This is a genomic window from Maricaulis sp., from assembly GCF_030149425.1.
In the GTDB taxonomy this organism is placed as follows: domain Bacteria; phylum Pseudomonadota; class Alphaproteobacteria; order Caulobacterales; family Maricaulaceae; genus Maricaulis.
Genome location: NZ_JASBRQ010000010.1, coordinates 20914 through 46285 on the forward strand (window position 1 = coordinate 20914; position 25372 = coordinate 46285).

The following is a 25372-nucleotide window of genomic DNA, read 5'->3' on the forward strand; positions in this document are numbered from 1 at the left end:
GTCCTCCCCCCTTGGCGCGGGTCTTCAAGCTGACGTATCACAACGCCAGCCATCTGAATGTGACATGACGCACGGGGTTTTGCATGACACTTCGTATCGCCTTTATGGGCACGCCGGACTTTGCCGCTCGCTCGCTCGCCGAGATCGCCGCGGCAGGCCATGAGGTTGTGCGCGTCTATACCCAGCCGCCGCGCCGCCGGGGCCGGGGGCAATCCGAGCAGAAAACCGAGGTGCACCAGCTGGCCGAAATCCTCGGTATCCCGGTGCATACGCCGAAAAGCTTCAAGGACCCCGAAGTCATCGCCGATTTCGAGGCGCTCGATTGCGATGTGGCGGCCGTTGTCGCCTATGGCCAGATCCTGCCACAGGCGGCGCTCGATGCACCGCGCCATGGCTGTCTCAACCTGCATGCCTCCTTGCTGCCGCGCTGGCGCGGGGCCGCGCCGATCCAGCGCGCCATCATGGCCGGTGATGACGTGACAGGTGTGCAGATACAGCAGATGGAGGCGGGGCTCGACACCGGCCCGATCCTGCTGTCGGAAAGCGTGAAGATCGCGCCGGAAGATACCTCCGGAACGCTGCACAACAAGCTGCGCGATGCCGGTGCCCTGATGTGGTCGCGGGCCCTGTCGGCCCTGGAACGTGGCTCTCTGGAAGCCGTGGCTCAGGATGAAGCGGGGGCCACCTATGCCAAGAAGATTTCCCCGGCCGAGGCCCGTATCGACTGGAACCGTCCGGCCGAAGAGCTGGTCAATCACATTCGCGGGCTGTCGCCTTTCCCCGGTGCCTGGTTCGAGCTGGGCGGGGAGAAGGGGCCCGTGCGCGTCAAGGTTTTGATGGCAGAAAAAGCCGGTGAGTCCGGAAATGCGGGTGAAGCTCTGGACGACCAATTGACCATTGCCTGCGGAACGGATTCGCTGCGTCTCACCCGGCTTCAGCGCGAGGGCAAGGGCGTCATGGCGGCTGAGGACTTCCTGCGTGGCACGCCGGTTCCGGCCGGGACCAAGCTCGCCTGATGCCGCGCTACAAGCTGACAATCGAATATGATGGCGGCCCCTTCCAGGGCTGGCAGCGCCAGGAGAATGGACCCTCGGTCCAGGGCGCGCTTGAACAGGCCGCCACCAAGCTCGATGGTGCCCCCGTTATCGTTCAGGGCGCCGGCCGTACCGATAGTGGCGTTCACGCACTGGGGCAGGTGGCGCATCTCGACCTGGTCAAGGATCTGGCCGAGGACAAGGTCCGCGACGCGCTGAATTTTCATCTTAAGCCCAATCCGGTGGCCGTGGTCGAGGCCGAGCGTGTGGATGAGGATTTCCACGCCCGCTTCTCTGCCGTCAACCGGGCCTATCTTTATCGCATCATTGACCGCCGCGTGCCGCTGACCCTGGATCGTGGCCAGGCCTGGCGGGTACCGAAGCGGCTCGACGCCGAGGCGATGCACGCCGCCGCGCAATACCTCATCGGCACGCATGACTTCACCACGTTCCGTGATGCCCAGTGCCAGGCGGAAAGTCCGGTCAAATCCATCGACAAGGCCTCGGTTGCGCGCCTGGGCGAGGAAGTCCAGATCACGGTGGAGGCACGCTCATTCCTGCATCGCCAGGTGCGCTCGATCACCGGTTCGCTGGTCGAGGTCGGGGTGGGCAAATGGACGCCGAAGGATTTCAAGTCGGCTCTCGATGCCGCCGACCGCAAGCGCTGCGGGCCCGTTGCCCCGCCGGACGGGCTTTACCTGACGGCGGTCGATTACCCGCCGGCGCCGTAAATCCGGATCAGTCCGACTCCGAGAATCTCGCTGACGAGGATGGGCACGGCGGCAATCAGGGCCGAGGTGATCGTCGGTGTGCCCAGCGCCAGATAGGCAATACGCCAGTGAACCAGCAGGCGGACATAGTCATAGACAAAGACCAGCAGCACGCCGAGCGTGGTCACATCGATCAGGCCGGATATCTGCAGGGACCACATGACGGCGAGGATGCCGTAGAGCCAGACAACGCCCCAATTGTGCATCACGACCCAGGGCGTGAAGCGTTCAGTGGCGCCCAGCAGGCGGGTGATCACCCCGGCAACCAGCATGAAAAGCGGCCAGGACAGAAGGAAGTGCCACCAGAAGGGGGCGACCTGTTCAGTCAAGCCAATCCGGCTGCCACCAGCGAGGATGAGCAGGAAAAAGGGCAGGCAGATCAAAGCCGCGGCGAAGGAATGCCAAAGCCCCCGCGATGAGACATCGAGCCCGGTTTGCCAGTCCTTTTTGAAGGTCAGGGCCTTGTAGAGGCTGTTCAAGGATAGGAAGGCCTCGGCGGCGAGCCTTATCATGCCGGCGTGTCCTCGAAATAACGCTCCAGGATCCGCGTATAGATCGCGGTCAGGCACTCTATATCGGCGATATCGACGCGTTCGTCGACCTGGTGCATGGTCGCGCCGACAAGGCCGAACTCAGCTACCGGGCCATAGGCCTGGATAAAGCGCGCGTCCGAGGTGCCACCGCCGGTCGACAGCGCCGGTCGACGTCTGGTTTCTGCTTCTGCAGCGTCCTGGATCAGGGTGGTGAATTCACCCGCCGGGGTCAGGAAAGCCTCACCGGAAATGCGCAGGTCGAGATCGATCGTGCCGTCGAAATAGAGGTCGATCTTGGCCGCCTCATTCTCGATCCATTGTGCCAGCTCGGCGCCCTTATGCTTGATATTGAAACGGATATTGAAGCGCGCCTCGGCCGAGGCCGGAATCACATTGGTCGCCTCATTGCCGACATCGACGGAAATGATTTCCAAATTGGATGGCTGGAAAGGCGGATGGCCCTGGTCCAGTTCGCGTGCCTGCAGGCGGTTCAGCAGGTCGAGCAGCGGAGGGATCGGATTTTCTGCCCGCTCCGGATAGGCGACATGGCCCTGACGGCCATTGACCGTGATGCGGCCATTGAGCGAACCACGACGGCCGGACTTGATAACCTCGCCCATCTCATGCGGATTGGTCGGTTCGCCGACCAGGCAATGGTCGAAAGTGATACCCTCCGCATCGAGGGCTTCAAGCACCTTGCGGGTGCCGTTGATGGCCCAGCCTTCCTCATCGCCGGTTATGAGAAAGGCGATCGACCCCTGAGGCTGACCCTTGGCATCGAGAAAGCGCTGCACAGCGGCAACCATGGCCGCCAGCGCGCCTTTCATGTCCGCCGCGCCTCGGCCCCAGAGCACGCCATCCTCTTCTTCCGCGGCGAAAGGCGGCCGGGTCCAGCCGGCTTCATCGCCGGCGGGCACAACATCGGTATGGCCAGCAAACATGAAGCAGGGACTGGCTGTTCCCAGCCGCGCATAGAGATTGTCGACGTCATCAAAAGGCATGCGCCGGCAGTCAAAACCCAGCGCTTCGAGCCCTTCCTGCATGACATCCAGTGCACCGGCGTCGGTCGGCGTGATCGAGGGGCGTTGGATCAGGCGGCGGGCCAGCGGCAGCGGGTCGGCCCAGACGCGCCCCGGCGCCGCCGCGACGTCAGAAATCGATTTCGACATGTTGTCCATAGTGCAGGCCCGCCAGATGGCAGGCGATTTTGATCCGGGTCAGCTTTTGCTGTTTGGATAAATTAATGTCGACAAACCAGCCGTCCACCAGGCTTTCAGCGGTTTTTGCAAGATGCGGTGAGCGGGGGTAGAGCCGGGCCGGTGCAGCAGCAACAATACGGCGTCCGCGCACTTCTTCACGCGACAGTCTTTCCAGCAGTCCGGGGTTCCTGTCTCCAAGCCAGCGGAGCACGCCTTTGTAAGCCGACTTCTGGCTGCCCGCATAGATGTATTTCCCTTCTAAGGAAACAAGCCGGGGTCCAGTCGAGCGGGTGCACTCATAGTCGGGGAAGAAAACGCGCAGGGAATCGGAAGTCGCGATCGCACTTTGCGGTTGGCCGGAGGGCTGTGAAACGAGCTGGCCGGCCTGGCCGATTCCGGTTTGATGATCGTGGGCAATCATCAGAGCTCGCTTGATAATATCAAGGTGGGTTTCATCCACTGATTGGCGCAATTGCTCCACGGACTTGAAGCTCTCGAGGTCCAGTTCGACCCTTGCTGTCATGAAACCTGCCCCCCGCCTACCCGATGCCCGGTCAACAGCCAGAAAACCCTCATCCATCCTAACTGTTGCGCGTCAAAACTCAATAATATCCCTTATAAGGATTGTAAAACCCGCGTGCGAGGCCGCTATTGCGGCTCGATTTGCCGTCCAATCTGCGGTCGAGATACGGTTCGACCCCCCTCCCGCCTGCGGTCTGGAGGAGCGGATTGAACGGGGTATTGGTGCGGTTGCGAGCGGGCGAGCGCAGATGCTCGCGGGCCTCTTGCGGGCTCCGCTCAGCAAGAACCTCAAGCGCGACTCCATAGGGCCGCGGGCTGGCGCCGACCGGTTGGGTCAAAACAAAACCCGGCAGGTGGGATACCCGCCGGGTTCTGGTGTCAGGAAGCGAGCAGCTTGCCCGCTGCAGGCGCTGCCTCAGTGCGAGCGGCCGTGGGTCTCGCGATAGCGCTCCATGGAGACCGAGATCTTGAACGTCTCGCGATATTTCGGCGAACCGACCGGGCGCGGCGGGTTCTGTGCCGTCAGGGCGAGGATACGCTCAAGCGTGTCATGCGCGGCACCGGTCTGGCCCGCACCGATATAGGCATGCAGTTCGACCAGTGCGTCCGACAGCGGATCACCGCCGCGGATGATGAAATACGGCTCGTCCTTGCCCATGCGGCCAAGCACGTCGAATTCCGAGGGATTGTCGGCGGAACCATAGGGCGCTGCCGGATCTGCTGCCGCCGGTTTGTCTTTGATCATTTCATCGCTCATGGCGCGGCCCTTCTTTACTGATCTGGATTAATCTCCATTTCACCAGATTCGACGGCCCTCCGATAGCGGCGGGGTGGCGCAGGTCAGGCGTCCCACAGACTTTGATTAATCATCTGAAATAATGTGTAAAATGTAACCGCGGGGCAAGCCGGCTGCGAGCACCGCCCTGCGATTGAATGTCCCGTAGACTAAATGGGGACATTATTTTGACTTTCACCTTGCTCAGCGCGGCCATGATCAGTGCCGCACTAAACCAGCCTGCCGAACGGCCAGTGCTGGAGTCTGGCGTCGGCACCATTGCCGTGTATCAGAACGGCGATCTGTTGACCGATGGCTGGCGCCTCGTGGCCGAACTCGACCCGGATATTCTCGACGCCAGTATTGAAGACGGCGATGGCGATGAAGTCTGCTTTGTTTCCGATATCGACCGTTTCTGTGCTGCGATCGATGCTGGCGATACGGTCGACTTCACCGTGCGTTATAATGGCCAAGACCATAATCAGCGAATTACGGCGCATTACTTCGTGCCCGCGGCGCGCTTCGATGCTGCTTATCAGGCCGAGCATGGTGGCGAGATCGACATCACTATTCCGGCGGCCTACGAACTGGTCAATATCGCCCTGGCTCTGACGGAAAGCCTGCACGACCGGCCCGGTATCGTGGTGCGCGATACGCCGTACTACGAGCGGGTGCAGGCGCATTTTGCTGACGTCCGCGATCATGAATTCGTCCAGGCGCTCGACCAGCTGCTCTCTGCCGGCTGGAGCCAATATCACAATCTCAAAATGAACGGCTTCGCTTTCGAGATCGGCGATGATGGCGAGCTTCGCCGCAGCGCGGTCTATGACCGTACGGGTTTCGCCGGTAGCCGGAATAATGCGTTGATGCCGTATTTTGAGGAGATGCGCGCCTTCGCCCGCGACAGCCGTTTTCTCGACTTCTACCGGTCGGAACGCGATTTCTACGCCAGCCAGGTCGACTTCCTGACCCGCCAGGCCGATGCCCCGGCCATGTGGCAATGGCTCTCCGACCAGTTTCCCGATGTCGCCGCCTATGACGGGGTGCGGGTCGTGTTTTCACCTCTGGTTGGCAACAACCAATCGGTGACGTGGCTGCAAAGCAACGGGTATCGAGAGCTGCAGCCGCACGTGAACTTTCCCTATCGTTCCATCGCCGGGCTGGACAGTGAGGCCGATGCGCTCTGGCGCGGCCTGATCCTCTTCACTGAGTTCAATCACGGTTTTATCAACCCGGAAGGCGAGCGTTATGCCGCGCGGATCAACACAATCCTGCATGATCGCGCGTTCTGGGCCGATGACAGCCGCTCAGCGACCTCCTATGGCAGCCCGCTTGCGGTCTTCCTCGAATATTTGAACTGGGCCCTGCCGGCGCTGTACTATCTCGACCATGTTGAGAGCGAAGCGGAACGCCAGCTGATGTTCGATACACTGGATGCAATCATGGAGCGCCGCGGCTTTCCGCAATATGGCGCTCTGCGGCCGGTTCTGATCGAGCTCTATGAAGCCCGCGCTGACCGCGAGACTGTGGCTGATCTCTATCCTGCGATTATCGACTGGTTTGAAACCCATTACGCCGAGGCGCAGCGCTAGGCTTGGTGTTTGCCGCGAGCCCGCCTAGACATGCGCCATGTCTGCGGGCTCGTACATCGCCATAATCGGGGCCGGACCGGCCGGTCTGATCGCTGCTGAATACCTTGCCAGTCAGGGCTATGCCGTTCACGTGTTCGAGCGCATGCCGACGCCGGGGCGCAAATTCCTCATGGCCGGGCGCGGCGGCCTCAATCTGACCCATTCCGAAGCGCGAGCGCGCTTTGACGGGCGATATCGCGAGGCTGCGGGGTGGTTGCAGCCCTATCTCGATGCCTTTACGCCGGCTGACCTGCGGGCCTGGGCGGACGGGCTGGAGGCGGAAACTTTCATCGGGTCCAGCGGCCGGGTCTTTCCCAAGGCGATGAAGGCATCACCGCTCCTGCGCGCCTGGCGAGCCCGCCTTGAGGGGCTGGGCGTGGCGTTTCACCTGCGTCATCGCTGGATGGGCTGGGACGGTGGTGCGCTGATATTCGAGTCCGGGGCGGGCGCGGTCCTTCGTGTTGAGCCCAGCGCGACCCTGCTGGCACTTGGCGGGGCCAGCTGGCCCCGGCTCGGCTCCGATGCGGCCTGGGTCCCCTGGTTGCAGGATGCGGGCGTGGATATCGCCACCTTCCAGGCCTCCAATTGCGGCGTTGAGATCGCCTGGAGCGAGCATCTCCGGACCCGGTTTGCCGGTATTCCGCTGAAAACGATCGGGCTTCGTCTGGGCGATGAGACGGTAAAGGGCGAGGCCATGATTGCCGACTATGGCCTGGAGGGCGGGGCGGTCTATGCCCTGTCTGCGCCCACGCGCGCGGCGCTGGAAGACGGCGAGGCAGAATTGCAGCTCGACCTGCGGCCCAACCAGAGTGTCGAGCAATTGGCGGCCAGGCTGAGCCGGGCCCGCGCCGGTCAGTCGCTGCCCAATCTGTTGAAGAAAACCCTCAAACTGTCCCCGCAGGCCGCCGCCCTGGTGTTTGAAAGCGGCGATGTCCCCCGTGAGCCGGAGGCATTGGCGCGCCGCATCAAGGCCATCGCGCTGAATGTGAGGGCCCAGCGTGGTCTCGACCGGGCGATTTCCTCATCCGGCGGTATTCGACGCGACGCGCTCAGCGATGCACTGATGCTCAAGGCCCGGCCCGGCGTGTTCGCCGCCGGTGAAATGCTCGACTGGGATGCCCCGACCGGCGGCTATCTCCTGCAGGCGACCTTTGCCACCGGCATGGCCGCCGCGCGCGGGATCGAGACCTGGCTTAGCGCAGCAGCTCGTTGATCGCGGTTTTCGAGCGGGTCTGGGCATCGACGCGCTTGACGATGACCGCGCAGGCCAGCGACGGACCGCCTTTGGGGTCGGGCAGCGTGCCCGGGACGACGACCGCATAGGCCGGCACCTCGCCGCGGGTGATTTCGCCGGTCTCGCGATCGACGATCTTGGTCGACTGGCCGAGGAAAACCCCCATGGAAATCACCGCGCCCTCGCGCACGATGACGCCTTCAGCCACTTCCGAACGGGCCCCGATGAAGACATCGTCCTCGATGATCACCGGACCGGCCTGCAGCGGTTCCAGCACGCCACAAATGCCGAAACCGCAGGAGATGTGCACGCGCTTGCCGATCTGGGCACAGGACCCGACCGTGGCCCAGGTGTCGACCATGGTGCCTTCATCAACATAGGCGCCCAGATTGACGTAGGACGGCATCAGGACAGCGCCTGGCGCGATGTAGGAGCCGCGGCGCACGGCGCAGGGCGGGACGGCCCGGAAACCGGCCTTGGTGAAGTCCTCGGCGCTCCAGCCTTCAAACTTGGAGGGCACCTTGTCCCACCACTTCGAGCCGGCGACGCCGCCCTCGATCATGTCCATGGAGTTGAGCCGGAAGCCGAGCAGCACGGCTTTTTTCAGCCATTGATGCACGACCCAGTCGCCATTGCCTTCCCGGGACGCGACCCGCGCTTCACCGCTGTCGAGCAGGCCGATCGCCGCTTCGACGGCCTCGCGGACTTCACCGGTCGTGTCGGCGGTGACGCCGTCGCGATTATCCCAGGCGGTTTCGATGACGGATTGCAGGTCGGTGGTCATGCTTTTGGCTCTTTGGTCTCAGCCGTTTCGATATCGCCCAGGAAAGTTCTCAGGCATTCCACGGCATAGTGGACATGGTCGGGATGAACGCCCGGCGGGACGCTGTCGTGATTGTGTTCGCCGTCTTTGGCCTGAATGAGCACGGTGGTAAAGCCCATCTCGTGTGCCGTTTTCAGATTGCGCACACTGTCCTCGAACATCACGCTCTGTTTGACCGGCAGGTTGAAGCGTTCGGCGAAGCGGTCAAAGCCGGCCCGCTGCGGCTTGGGCGTGAAGCCCGAAGCGGCGACGTCGAAAATGTCTTCGAACAGGTGAGCCAGCCCCAGGCGGCCGAGAATGTTCTCGGCATGGCCGACCGAGCCATTGGTGTAGACGAGGCGGCGGCCGGGCAGGGCGGCAATGCGTTCGGCGAGCAGCGGATCGGGATCGATGACGCTGGCGTCGACATCGTGCACGAAGTCGAGGAAGTCGTGCATGTCGACGCTATGGTTTTCCATCAGCCCGTTCAGCGTCGTGCCGTAATCATGCCAGTAGGTTTTCTGGACCTCGCGCGCCTTGTCGTGCGGCAGGTCGAGCAATTTCATGACGTATTGCGTCATGCGCTTGTCGATCTGGACCATGATGGCCGCGTCGGAGGGGTAGAGCGTGTGATCGAGATCGAAGACCCAATGATCGATATGGGTCAGGTCGGGGCGTTGAGAGCTCAAGGCGGAGTATCCTGGAAATCGCTGTCCTGGATATCAATACGCACGCCGCCATCAACCGGATCGGGGACCGGGCGGAAAAGCGCTTCGCCATAGCCGCGCTCGGCACAGGCCTCCTGGCCCTCGGCGACGAAACGCGCCGGCGCAATGCAGAACGCCTCCTCGCCATCGCGCATATAGCGCCGGCCGGCGGTGGAGATCTGTTCGGCATAGATATAGGCGTTGGCGGTCTCCAGATTGGCCGCCAGCGTGCGGGCGCATTCGCTGGAGAAGAGCCGCCACCAACCGCGTGACTCCCAGTCACCATTGGTGCGGTGAGCGATGGCGATGGTGACGTCACGCAAAGAGCGATTGCACACGGTGATGCCGCTGGTCGCATTGCGGGCCAGGGCCGCCGATTCCAATGCATCAATCAGTTCGGCCTGGGAAGGGCGGGCGCTGAGCCCGGCATCCTCGAGGAAATCGGAAATGGCGCGTCGTGTGCCACGCCCTTCAAACCCGTCCACGGAGGAAATCGAATAGCCCGAGCTTTCCAGTAAGCGCTGAATACCCGCCGTGTCGGCAAAGGGCGCGCTCTGGCGGCGGCGGCCGGTTTCCGGCGGCAACTCATACCGGTCCGGTTCGACCAGCACCGTGCGTTCGCGGTCTGCGCCCTCGCGCATGATGAACTCCCGCGTCGCCAAGCCGAAGGCCGAGCACACCGTGTTGGCGACGACATCGAAATCCGCATCATCGGCGCAGAGCGGCACCGATCCGCGCCATTCGCGTACTCCGCCGAGATAGGCTTCGGACGTCTTGGCGTAGTAGAAAACAGGCAGCTCGCTGTCGAAATCGATCTGCGCCGGGGTTTCGGTGCACTCGCCGGGGCGGATACGCTGCCAGCCCTGGATGGCGACTCCCTCATCCGTAGTCCAGCCAGTCGCCAGGCGGATGACATAGCTGGTGGAGTTGCACAGCTCCGCCGCCTGGGACGGGGCGGAGAGCGGGGTCATCAGGGCAAGCAATAGAACAAGACGGATCCACATGGGATTTGTCTTGGCGCCATCAGCCCAGTTTGGCAAGGGCGGCGATCTCTGCGCGCAGCTCATCGACGCCGTCACGCTTGGCCGAGGAGGTACTCAGCACGCGCGGAAACGCAGCGGGACGCTTGATGACGGCAGCAGCGGTTTCCTCGGTGATACGCTTGACCGCTGGCGGTTTGATCTTGTCGGTCTTGGTCAGAACGATCTGGTAGCTGACCGCGCTCTCATCAAAGACATCCATAATGCTTTCATCGACTTTCTTCAGGCCATGACGGCTGTCGATGAGCAGGTAGACGCGCTTCAGATTGACCCGGCCGCGCAGGAAGGCCCGGGTCAGGCGGGTCCATTTCTCGACCACATCCTTGGGCGCCTTGGCATAGCCATAGCCCGGCAGGTCGACAATTCGGAGCTCGCTGTCTTCGATGTCGAAGAAATTCAGCTCACGGGTCCGGCCCGGCTCGCCGGAGGCCCGGGCGAGCCCCTTCTGGTTGGTCAGGGCATTGATCAGCGAGGACTTGCCGACATTGGAACGGCCGGCAAAGGCGATCTCGATCCGGTCCGGCGGCGGCAGTCGTTCAAGATCCACCGCACCCATAAGGAAATTGACCGGGCGCCCAAAGAGTTTGCGCCCGGCCGTGAGATCCAGATCGTCGTTCGAGCTCAGCTTTCGCTCCCGGACGCCTTGTTGCGCAGGCGCGCGATCAGCTTGTCGAGCTGGGTCTCGTTACCGTGGCGGCGCATGATCACATACTGCTGGATCACCGTAAGGAAGTTGTTCCACGCCCAGTAGATCACCAGACCGGCGGCGAAGCCGGCGAGGACGAAGGTGAAAACGATCGGCAGGAAAGCGAAGATACGGGCCTGCACCGGGTCCGGCGGCGGCGGGTTGAGCGCCTGCTGCGCGGCCATGGTGATGCCCATGATGATCGGCCAGGCGCCAAGGCCCAGAATGCCGCCGATCAGGAACATGCCCGACGGGTCAAACGGCAACAGGCCGAACAAGTTCCACATATTGGTCGGGTCTGGTGCCGACATGTCGGAAATCCAGCCAAAGAAGGGCGCGTGCGCAGCTCCAGCGCATTTACCAGGGTCTGGAACAGGGCGAAGAAGATCGGGATCTGTGGCAGGATAGGCAGACAGCCGGCCAGCGGATTGATCTTCTCGCGACGATACAATTCCATCATCGCCTGCTGTTGCTTCTGGGTATCCGAGGCATAGCGCTCACGGATCTCCTGCATTTTCGGCTGCACGATTTTCATCCGCGCCAGCGAGGCATAGGAGCGGTTGGCCAGCGGGAACATCAAAACCTTGATGAGCAGCGTCAGGGCGAGAATGGCCAGGCCGACATCGCCGAGAACGTTTTCCAGAAGGGTGAGCAGCCACACGAACGGGCGCACCAGGAACCAGAGCCAGCCCCAGTTATAGGCCATGTCGAATTTCTCGACGCCGATCTCGTTCTGCACATAGGCGAGGACATCGAGTTCCTTGGCGCCGGCAAAGATATAGGTCGTCGAGGTCAGGCTGGCGCCCGGGGCCAGCACTTCTGCGCGTTCCACATAGGAGCTTTCGAAGGCATCGATATCGCCGCGCTCGATGGTGCGGAAACGGGCCGTGAAAGCGGTGTCCAGCTCAGGAATGGCAGCCGCCATCCAGTAACGGGTCGTGATGCCGACCCAGCCGCCGGTGCCGTTCTCTTCCGCGCTGGCACCGTCTTCCAGGGCGCCGAATTTCTCGCGCGTCATGACGCCGTCGACGACGGCGATCGCACCTTCAAATGCGGCCATATTGTTCGCCAGGTCGTCCGGCAGGCCCTCATGGCGCACCAGGCCATAGCGCTGCAATTCGGCTTCGCTGGACGTGGTGTTGGTGACGCGGTCGGTCAGGGTGAAGAGATAATTGTCATTGATCTCGATGGTGCGCTCGAAGCTGAGACCGCTCTCGCTCTCATAGCCGAGCACGACCGGCGTTTCCGGCGTCAGACGGTCACCGGACAACAGGGTCCATCGCGTCGAACCGCCCGGCAGGTCATTCATGCCCGGCGTTGCCGATTGCCATCCGTCGCGGGCGTAGAAAACATGGTCTGTCCCGATCGGGTTGAGCAGGGCGATCATCTCGTCCGAGCCGACCTCGGTGAAGTGACGGCGCAGGCGTAGATCATCCAGGCGCGCGCCATCCAGCGACAGCGTGCCCTCAACGCTCGGCGCGTCGATTTCGATGCGCGGGGCGGTGGCAAGCGCGTCCGGGCGATCCAGCGTCGTGCCAACGCCGGAGCTGGTTGCCGTCTCCGCCGGCAGATCCGGGTCCATGGCCTGCTGGGCCAGCTCGGCAGCCTCAATCGCTGCCTGTTCTTCCCGGCGTTCCTGTGCGGCCGGCTCGAACACGAAAATCGTGAAGCCGAGCCAGATCACCAGCATCAGGCCCATGGCCAGGAATAAATTACGGTTTTCTTCGCCCATAACGGCAGGCCCCTCAGGCTTTCTTCTCAGCGCGGTCCCCCGGCTCGCCAGGCTTCAAACTGACGAGAGCGGACTCAACATCCTTCATAAGCTTCGGCCACTCCCGGTCGGGCGTGGCCGCGCGTGCGATGAATACATAGTCAAAGCCCGGCTCTCCGTGGAGGGGGAGTAGCAGCCGCGCTGTCTCCCTCAGCCGGCGCTTGGCGCGATTGCGCAGCACCGCATTGCCGACCTTCTTACTGGCAGTGAAGCCGATAGAGCAATGGGGATTGCCGTCGCGGCGGCGGGCCTGGATGACCACACCACGTTGAACCGCTTTGCGGCCCTTGGCGACGTAAAGGAATTCGCGCCGCTTTTTCAGTCGCCTGACGGCGATCGGCGGCGCGATCATAGTCCTTAGGCGGACAGGCGCTTGCGACCTTTAGCCCGGCGGCGAGCCAGAATCTGGCGGCCGGACTTGGTGGCCATGCGCGCGCGGAAACCGTGCCGACGCTTGCGGACGAGCTTGGACGGTTGGAATGTGCGTTTCACGGTGGCGCTCCATCGCGTAGAAATAAAGAGCGGCGGTCATTACGCGGCAGCCGGGCTCACGTCAAGTCTGGACGCGGCAATTATCACATGCGATGCCGGGTTTCGTCGCAGTTGGGCGATGGGCCGCCGGACAAAGCGCATGGTGTGGGCAAGATTTCAAGCATTTCTGGCGCAGCATTGGCGCCAGGTTTTCATGCTCGTCCTGATCGTCGCCGTGCTGTCGGCGGCGTTGATGGCGGGGCTGACGCCGCAAGGTCTGGCTGAGCTGCTGCGCGAGAATCGACAGAGCTGGGCCGGCTGGATTGCCGAACATCCTTTACAGGCGGCTCTGGCCTATACGCTGTTCTATGTCCTCGCCGTCACCATCTCGCTGCCCGGTGCGCTCTGGTTCACCATTGGTGCGGGGTATTTGCTCGGCGCGGTCTGGGCCATACCCGTGTCATTGATCGGGGTGACGGTGGGGGCGACCAATATCTTCCTCATTGCCCGCTATGTCGCGGGTGAGCGCTTTCATCATCGGTTTGACGGGCGGGTCGCGAAGTTTGCGGCCGGATTCCGGCGCAATGATTTCACCTATTTGATCTTCCTGCGCATGATCCCGGTGCCGTTCTTTCTGGTCAATGTCGCCGCCGCCCTGCTTGGGGCCCGTTTGCGGCAATATGCGCTGGGTACGTTAATCGGAACGGTGCCGGCGACCTTGCTCTACATCAATCTCGGCGCCGGCCTTGGCGAATTGCTCGATGCGGGCGCGATGCCGGGCTGGTCGGACCTGCAGCGCCCCTCCTTCCTCATCGTGCTGGCAATGTCGGTCCTGCTGGCATTCGTGCCGCTTTTGCACCGGCATTGGCGCGAGAAGAGCTAAGACGCCGCCTTGCGGCGGTGTGAGCGCTGGGTTAAGCGCCAAAGGGTATGAACGCGAACCCGTCTTCCGACCCTGGCGCTGCTCCCGGCGTCCTGCGCCGCACCGCGCGTGCGTTCACCGGGCTGTTCCGTGCCTTGTTCGAGAGTCTTCCCGGCCAATTGCTGGTGATTATTGTCGTCATGTCGGCGCTGGGGCTGGTCCTGGTGTATTTCCCGGCGATGGCGTCGCACCGCCTCGACTGGATGGAGCGGCAGGTCGAGCTGGCCTATCGTGCCTCTCTGGCTGCGGATGTCGCCGAGGACTCCGGCCGCATTGCCGATATGACCGTGGAGCGATTGCTGGGGGAGCAGATGATCGCGGTCTCCTTTGTCCGCGACGGGCGCAATGAACTTGTTCTCTATCGCGGCCAGGTGCAGGCCAACCAGGTGCAGACCGATCTGCGCAAGGCCAACTGGATGGATCACCTGTTCGACACTGTCGACACGCTCTGGGCTCCGGATGGACGCATTCTGCGCATTCGCGCCATGCCGCAGGGCCGCGCGGACGAGACCATCGACCTGATTATCTACGAACGCGAGCTGAAGCGGGCGCTGGGCGCCTATTCGGGACGTTTGCTGGTCTATTTCACCGGGGTCGCGGTTATCCTCGGCGGGGCGATCTACCTCGCCATGTTCTTCCGCTTCGTGCAGCCCATGCGCCGGCTCGGCGGGGCGATGATGCATTTCCGTGACGATCCGGGCGATCCGACCCGGCGCATCGCCCTGTCCGGTAGCCGTAATGAGATCGGCCGGGCAGAGGAGGAACTGGCTCGCATGCAGGGCGAGATCTATCAGGCATTGCAGCAGCGTGAGCGCCTGGCGGCTCTCGGCGAAGCGGTCGCCAAGATCAATCACGATCTGCGCAATGTGCTCGCCAGCGCCCAGCTTGTTTCCGACCGGCTGGCCATGGATAGCGATGAGCGCGTCCGCAAAATGGGTGAGCGCCTGGTCCGGGCCGTCGACCGCGGCGTGCGGCTCTGCCAGGCGACGCTTGAATATGGCCGGGCCGAGGATATCCCGCCGCAACGGCGTCCGGTACAGATCCGCGACCTGGTCGAGGAGGCTGCCGAGGATGCGCGCCTGTCGGAGGGATCCGTGGAGTGGCTCAACGAGGTTGATGCCATGATCGAGATCGAAGCCGACCCCGATCATGCCCACCGCATACTGCTCAATCTGTTCCGGAATGCGATCCAGGCTATGAGCGCCCAGGCCATGAACGCTACGGGCAGCCCGGCCCGGCTCTCGGCCTCGGCGCAATTACAGCAGGGGCAATTGCATATATGGGTGCGTGATAACGGGCCCGGCCTGCCCGACAAGGCTCGCGCCAACCTGTTCAAGGCCTTTACCGGATCGACCCGCAAGGGCGGCACCGGCCTTGGCCTGACCATTGCCCGGGAGCTCGCCCGCGGTCATGGCGGCGATCTGGTCCTGGTCAAAACCGGCGATGAGGGCACGGTGTTTGGTGTGATCCTGCCGGTCACAGCCGCCGAAGGCGCGCCTTAGAGGGCGTTTGCGCCCAACGCCACAGGTGTCCGGCAGGCCCGTCGCGCTATGGCGTGCCGACAATACCTTCGCGGCGCGGATCGGCACCGCCGATCAGCGAGCCGTCTTCCAGCCGGCGCACGATATGAATGCCGGAGTTTTCGCCGCGATTGGCGTCGAGTTCGAAGCCCAGCTGCTGCAATCCCGCGATCAGTGAAATGTCCATGCCTTCCTCGATACGCACCACATTGCCGCGGGCGACGATATTGGGCAGCTCGATCGCGTCTTGCGGCGTCAGCCCCCAGTCCAGCATCGCGACCAGCGTCTTGGCGGTATAGGCGATGATTGAGGAGCCGCCCGGCGAGCCGGTGGCCAGTACGAATTCGCCGTTCTCATCAAACACAATGGTCGGCGACATGGATGAGCGCGGCCGCTTGCCGCTATCGGGCGCATTGGGCACCAGCGCCCCCTCGGCATTGACCGGGTTGCGGGAGAAATCGGTCAGCTGGTTATTGAGGAAGAAGCCGCCGGCCATGCGATGGCTGCCGAACACGCTTTCCACCGTCGTTGTCATGGACACCACATCGCCATCACTGTCGACGACAACGAAATGGCTGGTGCCCGGACTGTCCGGTGTGGCGTCGGCACCGGGGCGGTCTATACCGGCCGGAATACCGGGCTGGGCCGCCGGTAGGGCTGTCTCCCGGTCGATCAGCGCCGAGCGGGCGGCGATGTAATCCGCGTCGAGCAGGCCTTCGACCGGGACTGTGACGAAGTCCGCGTCGGCCACATAGGCATCGCGATCGGCATAGGCCAGGCGGCTGGCCTCGATGAAGCGGCGCCAGCCCTCCAGCGTGTCCGGACCGGTTGCCGCCATGTCATAGCGTTCCAGCAGGCCGAGGATCTGGTTCACCGTCACTCCGCCCGAGGCCGGCGGCGGGGCGCTGCATACCGTGTATTGCCGGTAGGGGCGGCATAGCGGGCCGCGTTCGGTGATTTCATAGTCGGCCAGGTCAGCCAGTGTCAGCCCGCCCGGCCGGGGTTCGGCCTGGACCGCAGCGATGATCTCCTCGGCGATCGGTCCTTCGTGCAGGGCGCGCGGATTGGCCGCCAGGGCGCGGGTCGTTTCGGCATAGGCCGGATTGGTCAGCACATGCCCGGCCGGCAGCGGGTCGCCCTCGGCATCGAAGAAGTAATTGCGCGGAGCCTCCCACTCGTCGAGCGGCGTGCGCGGTGCGACACGGGCGATGAAGCCGGCGAGGCGCGGGGAGATCTCAAATCCGTCCGAGGCCAGTCCGGTCGCCGCATCGAAGCCCTCGGCCCAGTCCAACGTGCCGTAATCGCGGTGGGCGGCATGCAAGGCCGGAATGGCCCCCGGAACACCGACGGAATGCCCCGAAAATACCGCCTCGAAGAAACCCAAAGGCGCCCCATTGGCATCCAGGAACAGTCCCGGAGAGGCACTCGCGGGCGCAGTTTCACGACCATCATAGACGGTAAGATCGCCGGTCTGGGCGTCGAAATAGAGCAGGAAGGCGCCGCCGCCGAGACCGGAACTCTGCGGCTCGACCAGGCCGAGAACACTTTGCACCGCGATCGCCGCATCGATGGCATCGCCGCCATTGCGCAGCGCCTGCAGGCCCGCCTCAACGGCGTGTGGATTGGCGGCAGAGACCATGGCAGGGCCTGCGGGGGCGGGTGTTTCTGCAGGTGTTTCAGCGGCTTGAGGGCTGCAGGCCGTCAGCGCGGCAAGTGTGGTCAGAGCTGTGGCGGACAGCAGAATTCGGATCATGAGACTTGCCCCTGAGGATTGTGCCGTCACCATAGCAGCCGCTTTGCAACAGTTAAGAGGGCGCTGATGGCTTTGCCGGGGGAAAACAACACGCTGACCGATGTCGCCGGACTCCGCGTCGGACAGGCGCATGACGAAAACATCCGCACCGGCGTGACCGTCATCCTGCCCGATGAGCGCGCGGTCTGCGCTGTCGATGTGCGCGGTGGCGGGCCGGGTACGCGCGAAACCGACGCCCTGGCTGCGCATACACTGGTCGATGCTGTCGATGCGGTCGTGCTATCCGGGGGCTCCTCATACGGGCTTGCGGCTGGCGATGGCGTGGCTGCCGAACTGGGGGCGAGTGGCCGCGGTTTTTCCCTGGTTGCGCGGGACGGGGTGCCGGTGTCACCGGTGGTCCCCGCAGCGATCCTGTATGATCTGGCCAATGGCGGTGCCAAGGATTGGGGGGCAGAGCCACCTTATCGCCAGCTCGGCCGCGAGGCCCTGGCCGCGGTGTCCCGCGATATCCAGCTGGGTGCGGCCGGGGCCGGTTTCGGTGCCATGGCGGGCACGCATCGCGGCGGCACCGGATCCGCCAGTATCGTCACCGCAGACGGCTTCACCGTCGCGGCCCTGGTCTGCGTCAATTCGTTTGGCTCGGTCAAATTACCCGGCTCGGACGCCTACTGGGCCTGGCCCTACGAAATCGACGGCGAGTTCGGGGGAGGCCGTCCGCCTGAAGAGCACAGTTTTGCACCGGAGGATTGGGGCGACGCCAAGCTCAATCCGGCGCCGCGTGAGAATACCACGATCGCCTGTATTGCCACCGACGCCGCCCTGACCCCGCCGCAAGCGCAGCGCCTGGCCATCATGGCCCAGGACGGTTTCGCCCGGGCGATCCGCCCGGTGCATACGCCTTTTGACGGGGATGTGGTTTTCGCCCTGTCGACAGCCAGGCGCGAGCTGGGCGAGGGGGGTGATTTCACCCTGACGCGGCTCGGCTCGCTGGCTGCCGATTGTCTGGCCCGGGCCATTGCCCGCGGCGTGCACGCCGCCCGCTAGAGACGGGCGGCGCTGGGCCGGTTTCAGGCGGCGCGGATGGTCGAGAGGAAGTCCTCGAATTCGCGCTTCCAGCTGTCTTGGCGGCTGGACATGGTCTCGGCCGCCGACAGAACCGCGCGGGAGACTTCATCGGTTTGGCCGGTAAAGGCGGCGACCTTGTCGACCCCGCTTGCCGCACCGGTGGTGCCGGTCTGGGCGCGTTGTGCCGATTGGGCGATCTCCGCCGTCGCCGAGCGCTGCTGACTGATGGCTGAAGCCGAGGCGGTGGCCAGCTCGCCGAGCTGATTGACCGCGTCGAGCGCCTTCTGAGACGAGGTCGAGCAGGCTTTCGAGGCGGTCTGGACCGCCGCGATCCGTTCGGCAATCTGTTGCGTCGCGGTGGCGGTCTGTTCGGCCAGGGTCTTCACTTCCGAGGCGACCACGGCAAAGCCCTTGCCGGCCTCGCCTGCCCGGGCCGCTTCAATGGTCGCATTGAGAGCCAGGAGGTTGGTCTGCTCGGCAACATTCTCGATCAGCTCAACAATGGCGCCGATTGACTCGGCGGATTCAACCAGTTCAACGATGGTGCTGGCACTGGCCTGGGTCTGGGCACTGGCGACTTCAGAAAGATCGCTGGTCTGATTGACCTGGTCTGAGACTTCGCCGATCGAGGCGGCCAATTCCTCAGCGGCGGCGGCGACGGCCTGCACGCTGCTGGCAGCATCCTGGGCAGAGGACCGGGCATCGGCCGACAGATTCGCCGCCTCGCCGGATGTCGATTGCATCTGATTGGCCGCATTTGAAAGGTCCGTGGTCGATTGCTGGACATCATTGAGCAGCGAGCTCGAGGCCACTTCGAAGCGCTCGATGGCGCTACGCAGTCCAGCTTCGCGCTCGGAGCGTTGCTCCGCCTCGGCGCGCTCGCGGGCGCGGACTTCATCGGCATCGCTGAGCGCTGCCTGCAAATGCACCAGGGCACGCGCCAGGGCGCCGAATTGATCGTCGCGGTCGGTATCCTCGATATTCAGCCCGCGTTCGCCATCGGCCATGCGGGAAAGCGCGGTTTCAATCCGTCCGACTGAGTTGATAATGGTGCGTCCGATCAGCTGGGTCAGGATGAACATGCCGCCGACCGTGATCAGGACAGCCAGGCCGGACAGCCACATACTTATTCCGGCAAGCCGGTCGCTCTGGGCCTGAGCGGCAGCCAGGTCGTCGCGGCTGCCGTCGCGGACGACTTCGATCTGGGTGTCCATATTATCATCAAACACCGCGAGCGCATTGAAGAATTCGCCGATCTGGGCATCCGACATTTGCGTGATGCGGGCTGCGGCATCGCTGATCAGCCCATCGAGTTCGCCATAGTCCCGGCGCACATCGGCCAGGGCTGCCATATAGGCGGGGGCGGAGATGACGGCCTCGGTATCCTCAAGCGATACGCCGAAATCGGCGAGATTGCCCATCGCCGCATCAATCCGGTCACTGTCCGGCGCACCGGCCATGAGATAAGTGTCTCGCAACAGCGATGTCAGGTCTTTTTCCAGAGACAGTGCGGCGACAAGACCGTCGGTGGCATTGCGGGCATTGGTCTCGGCCGCCTGGATCGAGCGCGTGAGCGTTTCCTTTGCCAGCACAAAGGCGAGCATGAGGCAAATCGAAACGCCCGCCATCAGAAGCAAGCGCGCCTTGAGCGAGAGTGCGGTGAGGTTGAAGATAGCCATTAATCCATTTTCCCTAGCGAAGACACGGCCGTATCGGCGATGCCAGTGTTCCGGTGCTTGCCCGGGCTGCGCCTGAGACGGGGGGGACAGCGCCGGCATGCGCGTTAACTATGTTGTCCCCGGGTCTTAACGCGTGCTTTCCCGCCCCGGGAATTGAGCCGGATTTCGCGAGATAAGTTATGATTACGCATAATCATTCTATGGCTTTTCAGGGCGACGGTGTGCGGTGTGTAAAAGCCTCTGCTTTAAGCGCTCAAGACCACTTGCTTTCCACGAAACACGCCGCTAGGTTCCGCGCCTCTTCGGGGCTTGCCCCGGACACGGCCTGCACCGGTAGCTCAGCTGGATAGAGCACCAGACTACGAATCTGGGGGTCGGGGGTTCGAATCCTCCCCGGTGCGCCACTTTTGCTTCGTTTTCGCTTCGCTCGACCCGAGCCTGTCGCCTGTTGCGACGTGTCGTGTTCTCCCGCATCGCGGCCCCGTTTGCCGCGAGGGCGGATTAGGCTTCGCGGATAACGATCTCCGCTCCCGTCGCGCACTGCGCCAGGACGGCCAGCAAGTCCGCTTGGCGCATCGCCACACAGCCCGCAGTTCCAGTTGGTTTGCCATCTGTCTCGTTCCAGACATGCAGGAAGATTGCGGAGCCGCCGCCGGGTTTGACCGCGACGTCTGGTGGCCGGGCTTCCGGGTGTGGCCAGGCGGCGTTGTGGTCAAGTACCACGATAATATCGTACCGATCATCCTGCCTGAGAAAGCTCTCCTCGCCTTCCATTGGGTAGCCGTCAGGGATGAGACAGTTATAGCGAGATGAAGCTGGGTCGTCCTGCCAGCCCATGCCGGGCTGGATCGGGGTCATGACGAGGCCCGCAGTCAGCGGTCTGGCGATCCGGTCGGCCCGGTAGAAACCGCTCAGCAGGCGATAGCGACCGATCGGCGTCGCTCCGTCACCTTCACATTTCTCGCCTTCAGCAATGAGGCCGGTGCGTCCCACCGCACAGCGATATCGCTTGCCCGAATGGCTCAGCCGGGCGTCATGAGGGGCGAAGGGTGTTTCGGGCGGACAAATCAGGAGCGACATAGCGGTGAGCATAGCGAGGCGCGTTGCCCACGGATAGCGATCTGTGCGGAATGAGAGGGCGCCCTGCCTTGGGGGGGAAGGCAGGGCGCGGATCCGGGCCCGGGGGGAGATCAGACGGCCCGGTCAAACTCGAACGAGCGGGAGGGAAGCGCGTCTCGAGCAAGGCGACACTCGCCCAAGGTGGTTAACTGCAACCTACTGCCCGATCATAGGAAAAAACTTGTTCCCGTAGATGATCGGGCGGGTGCGGATTGATGGCTAGAACCCCCGCCATTTCCGAGTCTGTGAATTGGAAAAAACGCGGCTGCAGCCGACCGTCTCGAATGAAAAATCAACTCAAAAGCGATTCAGAAATCCATGAAATAATGGCGCTTGGCTCTGGAGGTACGGTGCGCTGGAAATCGGTTTCGAATTCCGTTTTTTCCAAGTATATATGATAAAGTGGATCACACCCTGATCGTGTATATATTAATGTTTCCCACAAAAATTTTGTTTTTGGTCGTAGTTACAAAGGGTCGTCATGCGATGTCGAATTCCGGCGCTCAGATCGAATGCAGCCTAAAGTTCTAGTTAACCATCGATGGCACAGGGTTTTACAAAATAACCCAGGAGCCCTCCCATGCTTTCCCGTATCCGGATCCCGACGCGCCTCTATACCGGTTTTGGCCTGGCGCTTTGCGTTTCCATCAGTCTCGGCCTGATCGCGTTTGCGACGATGTCGTCCTCTGTCGAGCAGTTCCACGATTATGAGGCCGAGGTTGATACTGCCCGGCTACTCGCGGCCATCCAGGAGGATGTCACCGAGGCACGCCTGGCCGCGTTCGGCTGGCGTGCGACGGGCACGCAGGCGAAAGCCGATGAGGTGGCGCAAAATCTGGGTGAGGTGGTGCGCGATTCAGGGCAGTTGGCGCAGATCAATCCGACCCTGGGCAATCGTCTGCGCAGCCTCGCTGAACAATATCTGGTCGAGTTCGACCAAGCCCTGGCACATCAGGGGACGCGAAACCGGGCCTTCACCCAGTACCGGGCCGCGGCAACCCAATTGCTCAATCAACAGGATGGCGACTTGCGCCAGATCGGCCAGGCGGTGTTCGCCGCCGAGCGCTTCCTGCTCGATAACAATATGGAAGACGCAGAAGCGGCCAAGGCGCAAATCCAGCGCTTGGTGGATAACGGTTTGGCTCCGGCGACCCTGGGAGCAAGTTTCGTCGACCGGCTCGACGCTGTTGAACAAGCCATCATTGCGCGCAATGCGGTGTTCCGTGAAAGCCTCGATCTGATCGGTCCCGAAATGCTGGACCTGTCGGAAACCGAGGCGGATCGCCTGACGGCAAGCGCCTATGGGCTGCGCGAGCAAACTGTTGGGGCTTTGGAGCTTTCCAAACTGATCATCGTCTGCATCGCCTTTATTGGAGCGATCACTGTTGCCGCCGGTGCCTTCCTGATCGCGAAATCCATTGTTTCTCCTCTGGCGGCTCTGTTGCGCGGTACGAAGCGCTTGGAGGCCGGTGAGTTCGAGCGTCCGATGCGCGGTGTTGACCGGCATGACGAGATCGGCGACCTGGCCAGCGCCATGGACGCCTTCCGCAAACAGCTGATGGAAGGCGAGGAATTGCGCTATGAGCGTGAGGCTATGCAGCGGGCCGAGGCCGAGCGCGCCCGCCGCTTGAATAGCCTGGTGGAGCAATTCCAGTCGGAGGTCGGTGGCGCTGTCGACAATGTCGATGAATTCGCGCGCAGCCTGCGCGATGCATCGGCCGAGATGAGCCGCTCCATGTCGGCCAGCGAGGAAACGACGACGACCGTCGCTGCCAATTCCGAGGAAGCCAGCGCCAGCGTGCAGACTGTTGCCAGCTCTGCCGAGGAGCTTGGCGCATCGATCGGTGAGATCCAGCGGGTCAGCGATCAGGTCAATGAGCTGGTTAATGGAGCGGTCACCCGCGCCGATACGGCGCGCTCTGATCTGGATGAGATGGAAACTGCGGTCAGCGATATGGTCGCCTCGATCGAGTTGATCAATTCCGTCGCCGAACAGACCAATCTTCTCGCGCTCAATGCCACCATTGAGGCGGCCCGGGCGGGAGAGGCCGGCAAGGGGTTTGCCGTGGTCGCCTCGGAAGTGAAAACCCTGGCCAATCAGGCTCAGCATCTCAATGAGCAGATTGCCGACAAGGTCCGCGGGGTCAAAGAGCGCTCGACCGATGTGAGCCGGGCGACGACGGAGATTATCGAGGCGCTCGAGGGTATTCGCGGCCAGTCAACGGCAACGGCCACCGTGGTCGCGCAACAGGGCGGAGCGGTTAGCGAAATCGCCAGCGCCGCGCAGGAAGCCGCCGAGGGTGCCCGGCAGACCGCAGAGCATGTCAGTGGTATCCGGGCCGCGGCCAGCAAGGCGAGCGAGGAATCGCAATCCGTTGCCGAGATCGGCGAGCAATTGGAAAGCCGCGCCGGTGAGCTGCGTCGCTCGGTGACAAACTTCCTCAAAGCCGTTGAGGCCGCCTAGCGCGCGTTAGCTAACCTGTTCAAGCAATATCGCCGCCGCTCCGGATCGGTCAGCTTCAGAGCAAGCAAACCGGAGTGGCGGCAATGTCATATGATGTATTGGACCTGGAAGACGCGGGCTGGCTGGATGATGAACTCGACGGCTATGACGCCATGAGTTCCAGAGCCCTGGCACGACCGGTTTCTACCGATCGTTATGAAGCCAGCCTGTTCATGAACGCCGCCCGGCTAGCGGCCGTGACGCGGGTATTCAGTGCTTTGCTGGTCAAGGGTGTCAGGCGAGGCCGTTTCCAGGCGCGGCGTTTGGCGAGCGACAGCCTGTACCGCAATCAAGTCAGCAATCTTCTGCTCATGCAGGCGGTGCGATCAGTCTATCGCCAGGTGCATGGCCATGCCTCACCATCCCATGCTTTGACCCGGCAGCTCGTCGCCGCCTACCGGTCGCGAACCAATACTGCTCGCACGGTGCTCGGCTTGCTCGCTCGCCTGGGTGGGGCCGTATTCGAAGACGAGACCGACGCGCTCTACATCTGACCCTCAAATGCCCTTGTCTGCCCGAAGCCGGAACGCGCGCCGTTCCGGCTTTTTTATTGCGGGCGAACGATCTGCCTCCCTCAAACAGGTTAGCTCGCCTTTGCTAGTTCAAGCGAGCAATTGCGGTCGAACGGCGCGGGACGGACACTTTTGCGGACAACTGGCTGTGCATGCCGCGGCCGCGAACTGTTCCAAAACCGGAGGCCCGACATGTTGGACATGCAAGACGAACTCGACATGGATTTCGAAGACTATGGCGACGAATTCGTGGACGATTTCGATGATTACTCGGACTATGAGATGCTCGGCGAATATGACGGGTATGACGAGGACTACATCGATCTCGAAGGTGACTGGGAAGGGTATGACGAAGTCGATCCCTTCTTCGGCAAGGCCTTCCGCCGGATTGGTGGCTTCGTCAAACGCGCGGCCAAGAAGCTGGCGCCGATTGCAAAAGCCCATGCCGGCAAGATCGGTGGCCTGCTCGGTGGCGTGATCGGCGGTCCGGCCGGAGCCGCGCTCGGCAGCAAGATCGGCGGTTTTGTCCAAAATCTGGAAGACGCCGACGATTATGATTCCGAGGACGAAATGGACGCCATGGCGCCGGTCTCGGTCATTGATGAAGGCCTGGCCGAGAGCATGGCAACCGCCGCTTCGAAGTCGCGTCCCACTGATGCCCAGGCTCTGGGTGGTGCGATTGCGATTACCATCACGTCGAAAACCCCGATCGAGGTCAAGAAGGTCACCCCGGCCCTGGCCAGCGCAGCGGGGCGTGTCGCCAAGAGCCTGGCCAGCGATCCGGCAGCCAAGCCGCTGGTGAAGACTCTGCCGACTATCGTCAAGCAGACGGCCGGTACGCTGCGTAAGAAGGCAGCCAAGGGTAAGCCGGTGACGCCGAAAACGGCGGTCCGCGTCATGGCCAAACAGGCCAAGCGTACCCTGGCGTCGCCCAAGCGCCTGGAAAAGGCCCTCGCCAACAATGCGATCAAGCGCCGCAAGCTCGACAAGGCGGCGATCGCCAAGGCCGAGCGCTTCTACTGAGCCTGATGCTGCGGGGCGGTGGCCTGTCTGCCGCCGCCCGGCAGCGCCTGTGACGCGAACACGCAACACCCCTGTAATCGTCCGACCCCTTCACCGTTTGGA

25 protein-coding genes and 1 tRNA gene are annotated in these 25372 nt (G+C 62.9%); 11 read left to right on the top strand and 15 right to left on the bottom strand.

Annotated features, from left to right (window positions below; all coding sequences use genetic code 11):
* The first annotated feature begins 83 nt into the window (after window positions 1–83).
* Together fmt and truA are read left to right on the top strand one after the other, a co-directional pair.
* Window positions 84–1016 carry a methionyl-tRNA formyltransferase gene (gene fmt / locus Q1V57_RS02080; protein WP_300527243.1) on the top strand — a complete coding sequence of 311 codons (933 nt, stop codon included), beginning with the start codon at window positions 84–86 and terminating at the stop codon, window positions 1014–1016.
* Window positions 1016–1765 (top strand): tRNA pseudouridine(38-40) synthase TruA, encoded by a 750-nt coding sequence (gene truA / locus Q1V57_RS02085; protein WP_300527245.1) that lies wholly within the window; start codon window positions 1016–1018, stop codon window positions 1763–1765. The genes fmt and truA overlap by 1 nt, the downstream gene beginning before the upstream one ends.
* Here truA and Q1V57_RS02090 read toward each other — a convergent pair.
* From Q1V57_RS02090 to Q1V57_RS02105, 4 genes are all read right to left on the bottom strand, one after another.
* A complete protein-coding gene (locus Q1V57_RS02090) occupies window positions 1747–2316 on the bottom strand; it encodes a hypothetical protein (protein WP_300527246.1) in 570 nt (189 codons plus the stop codon). The genes truA and Q1V57_RS02090 overlap by 19 nt on opposite strands.
* Window positions 2313–3506 carry a succinyl-diaminopimelate desuccinylase gene (gene dapE, locus Q1V57_RS02095; protein WP_300527248.1) on the bottom strand — a complete coding sequence of 398 codons (1194 nt, stop codon included), beginning with the start codon at window positions 3504–3506 and terminating at the stop codon, window positions 2313–2315. The genes Q1V57_RS02090 and dapE overlap by 4 nt, the downstream gene beginning before the upstream one ends.
* Complete coding sequence (locus Q1V57_RS02100) at window positions 3487–4059, bottom strand: hypothetical protein (protein WP_300527250.1); 573 nt, start codon at window positions 4057–4059, stop codon at window positions 3487–3489. The genes dapE and Q1V57_RS02100 overlap by 20 nt, the downstream gene beginning before the upstream one ends.
* Window positions 4060–4473: 414 nt before the next feature.
* Entirely contained in the window at window positions 4474–4815 is a 342-nt protein-coding gene (locus Q1V57_RS02105; RefSeq protein WP_300527251.1) for an aspartate decarboxylase, read from the bottom strand.
* Window positions 4816–5021: 206 nt separating this feature from the next.
* Here Q1V57_RS02105 and Q1V57_RS02110 point away from each other — a divergent pair, with 206 nt between their 5' ends.
* Entirely contained in the window at window positions 5022–6425 is a 1404-nt protein-coding gene (locus Q1V57_RS02110) for a DUF4932 domain-containing protein (protein ID WP_300527252.1), read from the top strand.
* 37 nt (window positions 6426–6462) lie between these two features.
* The gene (locus Q1V57_RS02115) at window positions 6463–7677 is read left to right on the top strand and encodes a TIGR03862 family flavoprotein (protein WP_300527253.1); all 1215 of its coding nucleotides are present in this window, start codon (window positions 6463–6465) and stop codon (window positions 7675–7677) included.
* On the opposite strand, the gene dapD is transcribed toward Q1V57_RS02115, so the two are convergent.
* The 8 genes from dapD to rpmH form a co-directional block, all read right to left on the bottom strand.
* Complete coding sequence (gene dapD / locus Q1V57_RS02120; RefSeq protein WP_300527255.1) at window positions 7658–8482, bottom strand: 2,3,4,5-tetrahydropyridine-2,6-dicarboxylate N-succinyltransferase; 825 nt, start codon at window positions 8480–8482, stop codon at window positions 7658–7660. The two genes, Q1V57_RS02115 and dapD, sit on opposite strands and share 20 nt — an antisense overlap.
* Window positions 8479–9189, bottom strand: coding sequence for a pyrimidine 5'-nucleotidase (locus Q1V57_RS02125; protein ID WP_300527256.1), 711 nt, complete (start codon window positions 9187–9189; stop codon window positions 8479–8481). Before Q1V57_RS02125 ends, dapD begins: the two co-directional genes overlap by 4 nt.
* Window positions 9186–10211: a DUF1036 domain-containing protein gene (locus tag Q1V57_RS02130; protein WP_300527257.1), complete on the bottom strand. Its 1026-nt coding sequence runs from the start codon at window positions 10209–10211 to the stop codon at window positions 9186–9188. The genes Q1V57_RS02125 and Q1V57_RS02130 overlap by 4 nt, the downstream gene beginning before the upstream one ends.
* A 19-nt stretch (window positions 10212–10230) precedes the next feature.
* Window positions 10231–10803, bottom strand: coding sequence for a ribosome biogenesis GTP-binding protein YihA/YsxC (gene yihA / locus Q1V57_RS02135; RefSeq protein WP_300527258.1), 573 nt, complete (start codon window positions 10801–10803; stop codon window positions 10231–10233).
* A gap of 65 nt (window positions 10804–10868) precedes the next feature.
* Window positions 10869–11243 (bottom strand): YidC/Oxa1 family membrane protein insertase, encoded by a 375-nt coding sequence (locus Q1V57_RS02140; protein ID WP_300527259.1) that lies wholly within the window; start codon window positions 11241–11243, stop codon window positions 10869–10871.
* On the bottom strand, window positions 11168–12664 hold the full coding sequence (yidC, locus tag Q1V57_RS02145; RefSeq protein ID WP_300527261.1) for a membrane protein insertase YidC: 1497 nt from the start codon (window positions 12662–12664) through the stop codon (window positions 11168–11170). The genes Q1V57_RS02140 and yidC overlap by 76 nt, the downstream gene beginning before the upstream one ends.
* 13 nt (window positions 12665–12677) lie before the next feature.
* Window positions 12678–13055 (bottom strand): ribonuclease P protein component, encoded by a 378-nt coding sequence (gene rnpA / locus Q1V57_RS02150; RefSeq protein WP_300527263.1) that lies wholly within the window; start codon window positions 13053–13055, stop codon window positions 12678–12680.
* 5 nt (window positions 13056–13060) lie between these two features.
* The gene (rpmH, locus tag Q1V57_RS02155) at window positions 13061–13195 is read right to left on the bottom strand and encodes a 50S ribosomal protein L34 (RefSeq protein ID WP_297736733.1); all 135 of its coding nucleotides are present in this window, start codon (window positions 13193–13195) and stop codon (window positions 13061–13063) included.
* A gap of 139 nt (window positions 13196–13334) precedes the next feature.
* Between rpmH and Q1V57_RS02160 the strand changes: the two genes are divergently transcribed.
* A complete protein-coding gene (locus Q1V57_RS02160) occupies window positions 13335–14057 on the top strand; it encodes a VTT domain-containing protein (protein WP_300527265.1) in 723 nt (240 codons plus the stop codon).
* 47 nt (window positions 14058–14104) lie between these two features.
* Entirely contained in the window at window positions 14105–15598 is a 1494-nt protein-coding gene (locus Q1V57_RS02165; RefSeq protein WP_300527266.1) for a HAMP domain-containing sensor histidine kinase, read from the top strand.
* A 46-nt stretch (window positions 15599–15644) separates the two neighbouring features.
* Here Q1V57_RS02165 and ggt read toward each other — a convergent pair whose 3' ends face one another.
* Window positions 15645–17369 (bottom strand): gamma-glutamyltransferase, encoded by a 1725-nt coding sequence (gene ggt / locus Q1V57_RS02170; RefSeq protein ID WP_300527267.1) that lies wholly within the window; start codon window positions 17367–17369, stop codon window positions 15645–15647.
* Between the two features lie 66 nt (window positions 17370–17435).
* Between ggt and Q1V57_RS02175 the strand changes: the two genes are divergently transcribed.
* A complete protein-coding gene (locus Q1V57_RS02175) occupies window positions 17436–18413 on the top strand; it encodes a P1 family peptidase (protein ID WP_300527269.1) in 978 nt (325 codons plus the stop codon).
* A gap of 23 nt (window positions 18414–18436) precedes the next feature.
* Here Q1V57_RS02175 and Q1V57_RS02180 read toward each other — a convergent pair whose 3' ends face one another.
* Window positions 18437–20113, bottom strand: a complete 1677-nt coding sequence (locus Q1V57_RS02180) for a methyl-accepting chemotaxis protein (RefSeq protein WP_300527270.1) — start codon at window positions 20111–20113, stop codon at window positions 18437–18439.
* Window positions 20114–20440: 327 nt separating this feature from the next.
* Between Q1V57_RS02180 and Q1V57_RS02185 the strand changes: the two genes are divergently transcribed.
* Window positions 20441–20517, top strand: a tRNA-Arg gene (locus Q1V57_RS02185).
* A gap of 97 nt (window positions 20518–20614) precedes the next feature.
* Here the strand turns inward: Q1V57_RS02185 and Q1V57_RS02190 are convergent.
* Entirely contained in the window at window positions 20615–21205 is a 591-nt protein-coding gene (locus Q1V57_RS02190) for a L,D-transpeptidase family protein (protein WP_300527272.1), read from the bottom strand.
* 607 nt (window positions 21206–21812) lie between these two features.
* Between Q1V57_RS02190 and Q1V57_RS02195 the strand changes: the two genes are divergently transcribed.
* From Q1V57_RS02195 to Q1V57_RS02205, 3 genes are all read left to right on the top strand, one after another.
* Window positions 21813–23696 (top strand): HAMP domain-containing methyl-accepting chemotaxis protein, encoded by a 1884-nt coding sequence (locus Q1V57_RS02195; RefSeq protein ID WP_300527273.1) that lies wholly within the window; start codon window positions 21813–21815, stop codon window positions 23694–23696.
* Between the two features lie 83 nt (window positions 23697–23779).
* Complete coding sequence (locus Q1V57_RS02200; protein ID WP_300527274.1) at window positions 23780–24229, top strand: hypothetical protein; 450 nt, start codon at window positions 23780–23782, stop codon at window positions 24227–24229.
* Window positions 24230–24439: 210 nt separating this feature from the next.
* The gene (locus Q1V57_RS02205; protein ID WP_300527276.1) at window positions 24440–25270 is read left to right on the top strand and encodes a hypothetical protein; all 831 of its coding nucleotides are present in this window, start codon (window positions 24440–24442) and stop codon (window positions 25268–25270) included.
* The last annotated feature ends 102 nt before the right edge of the window (window positions 25271–25372 follow it).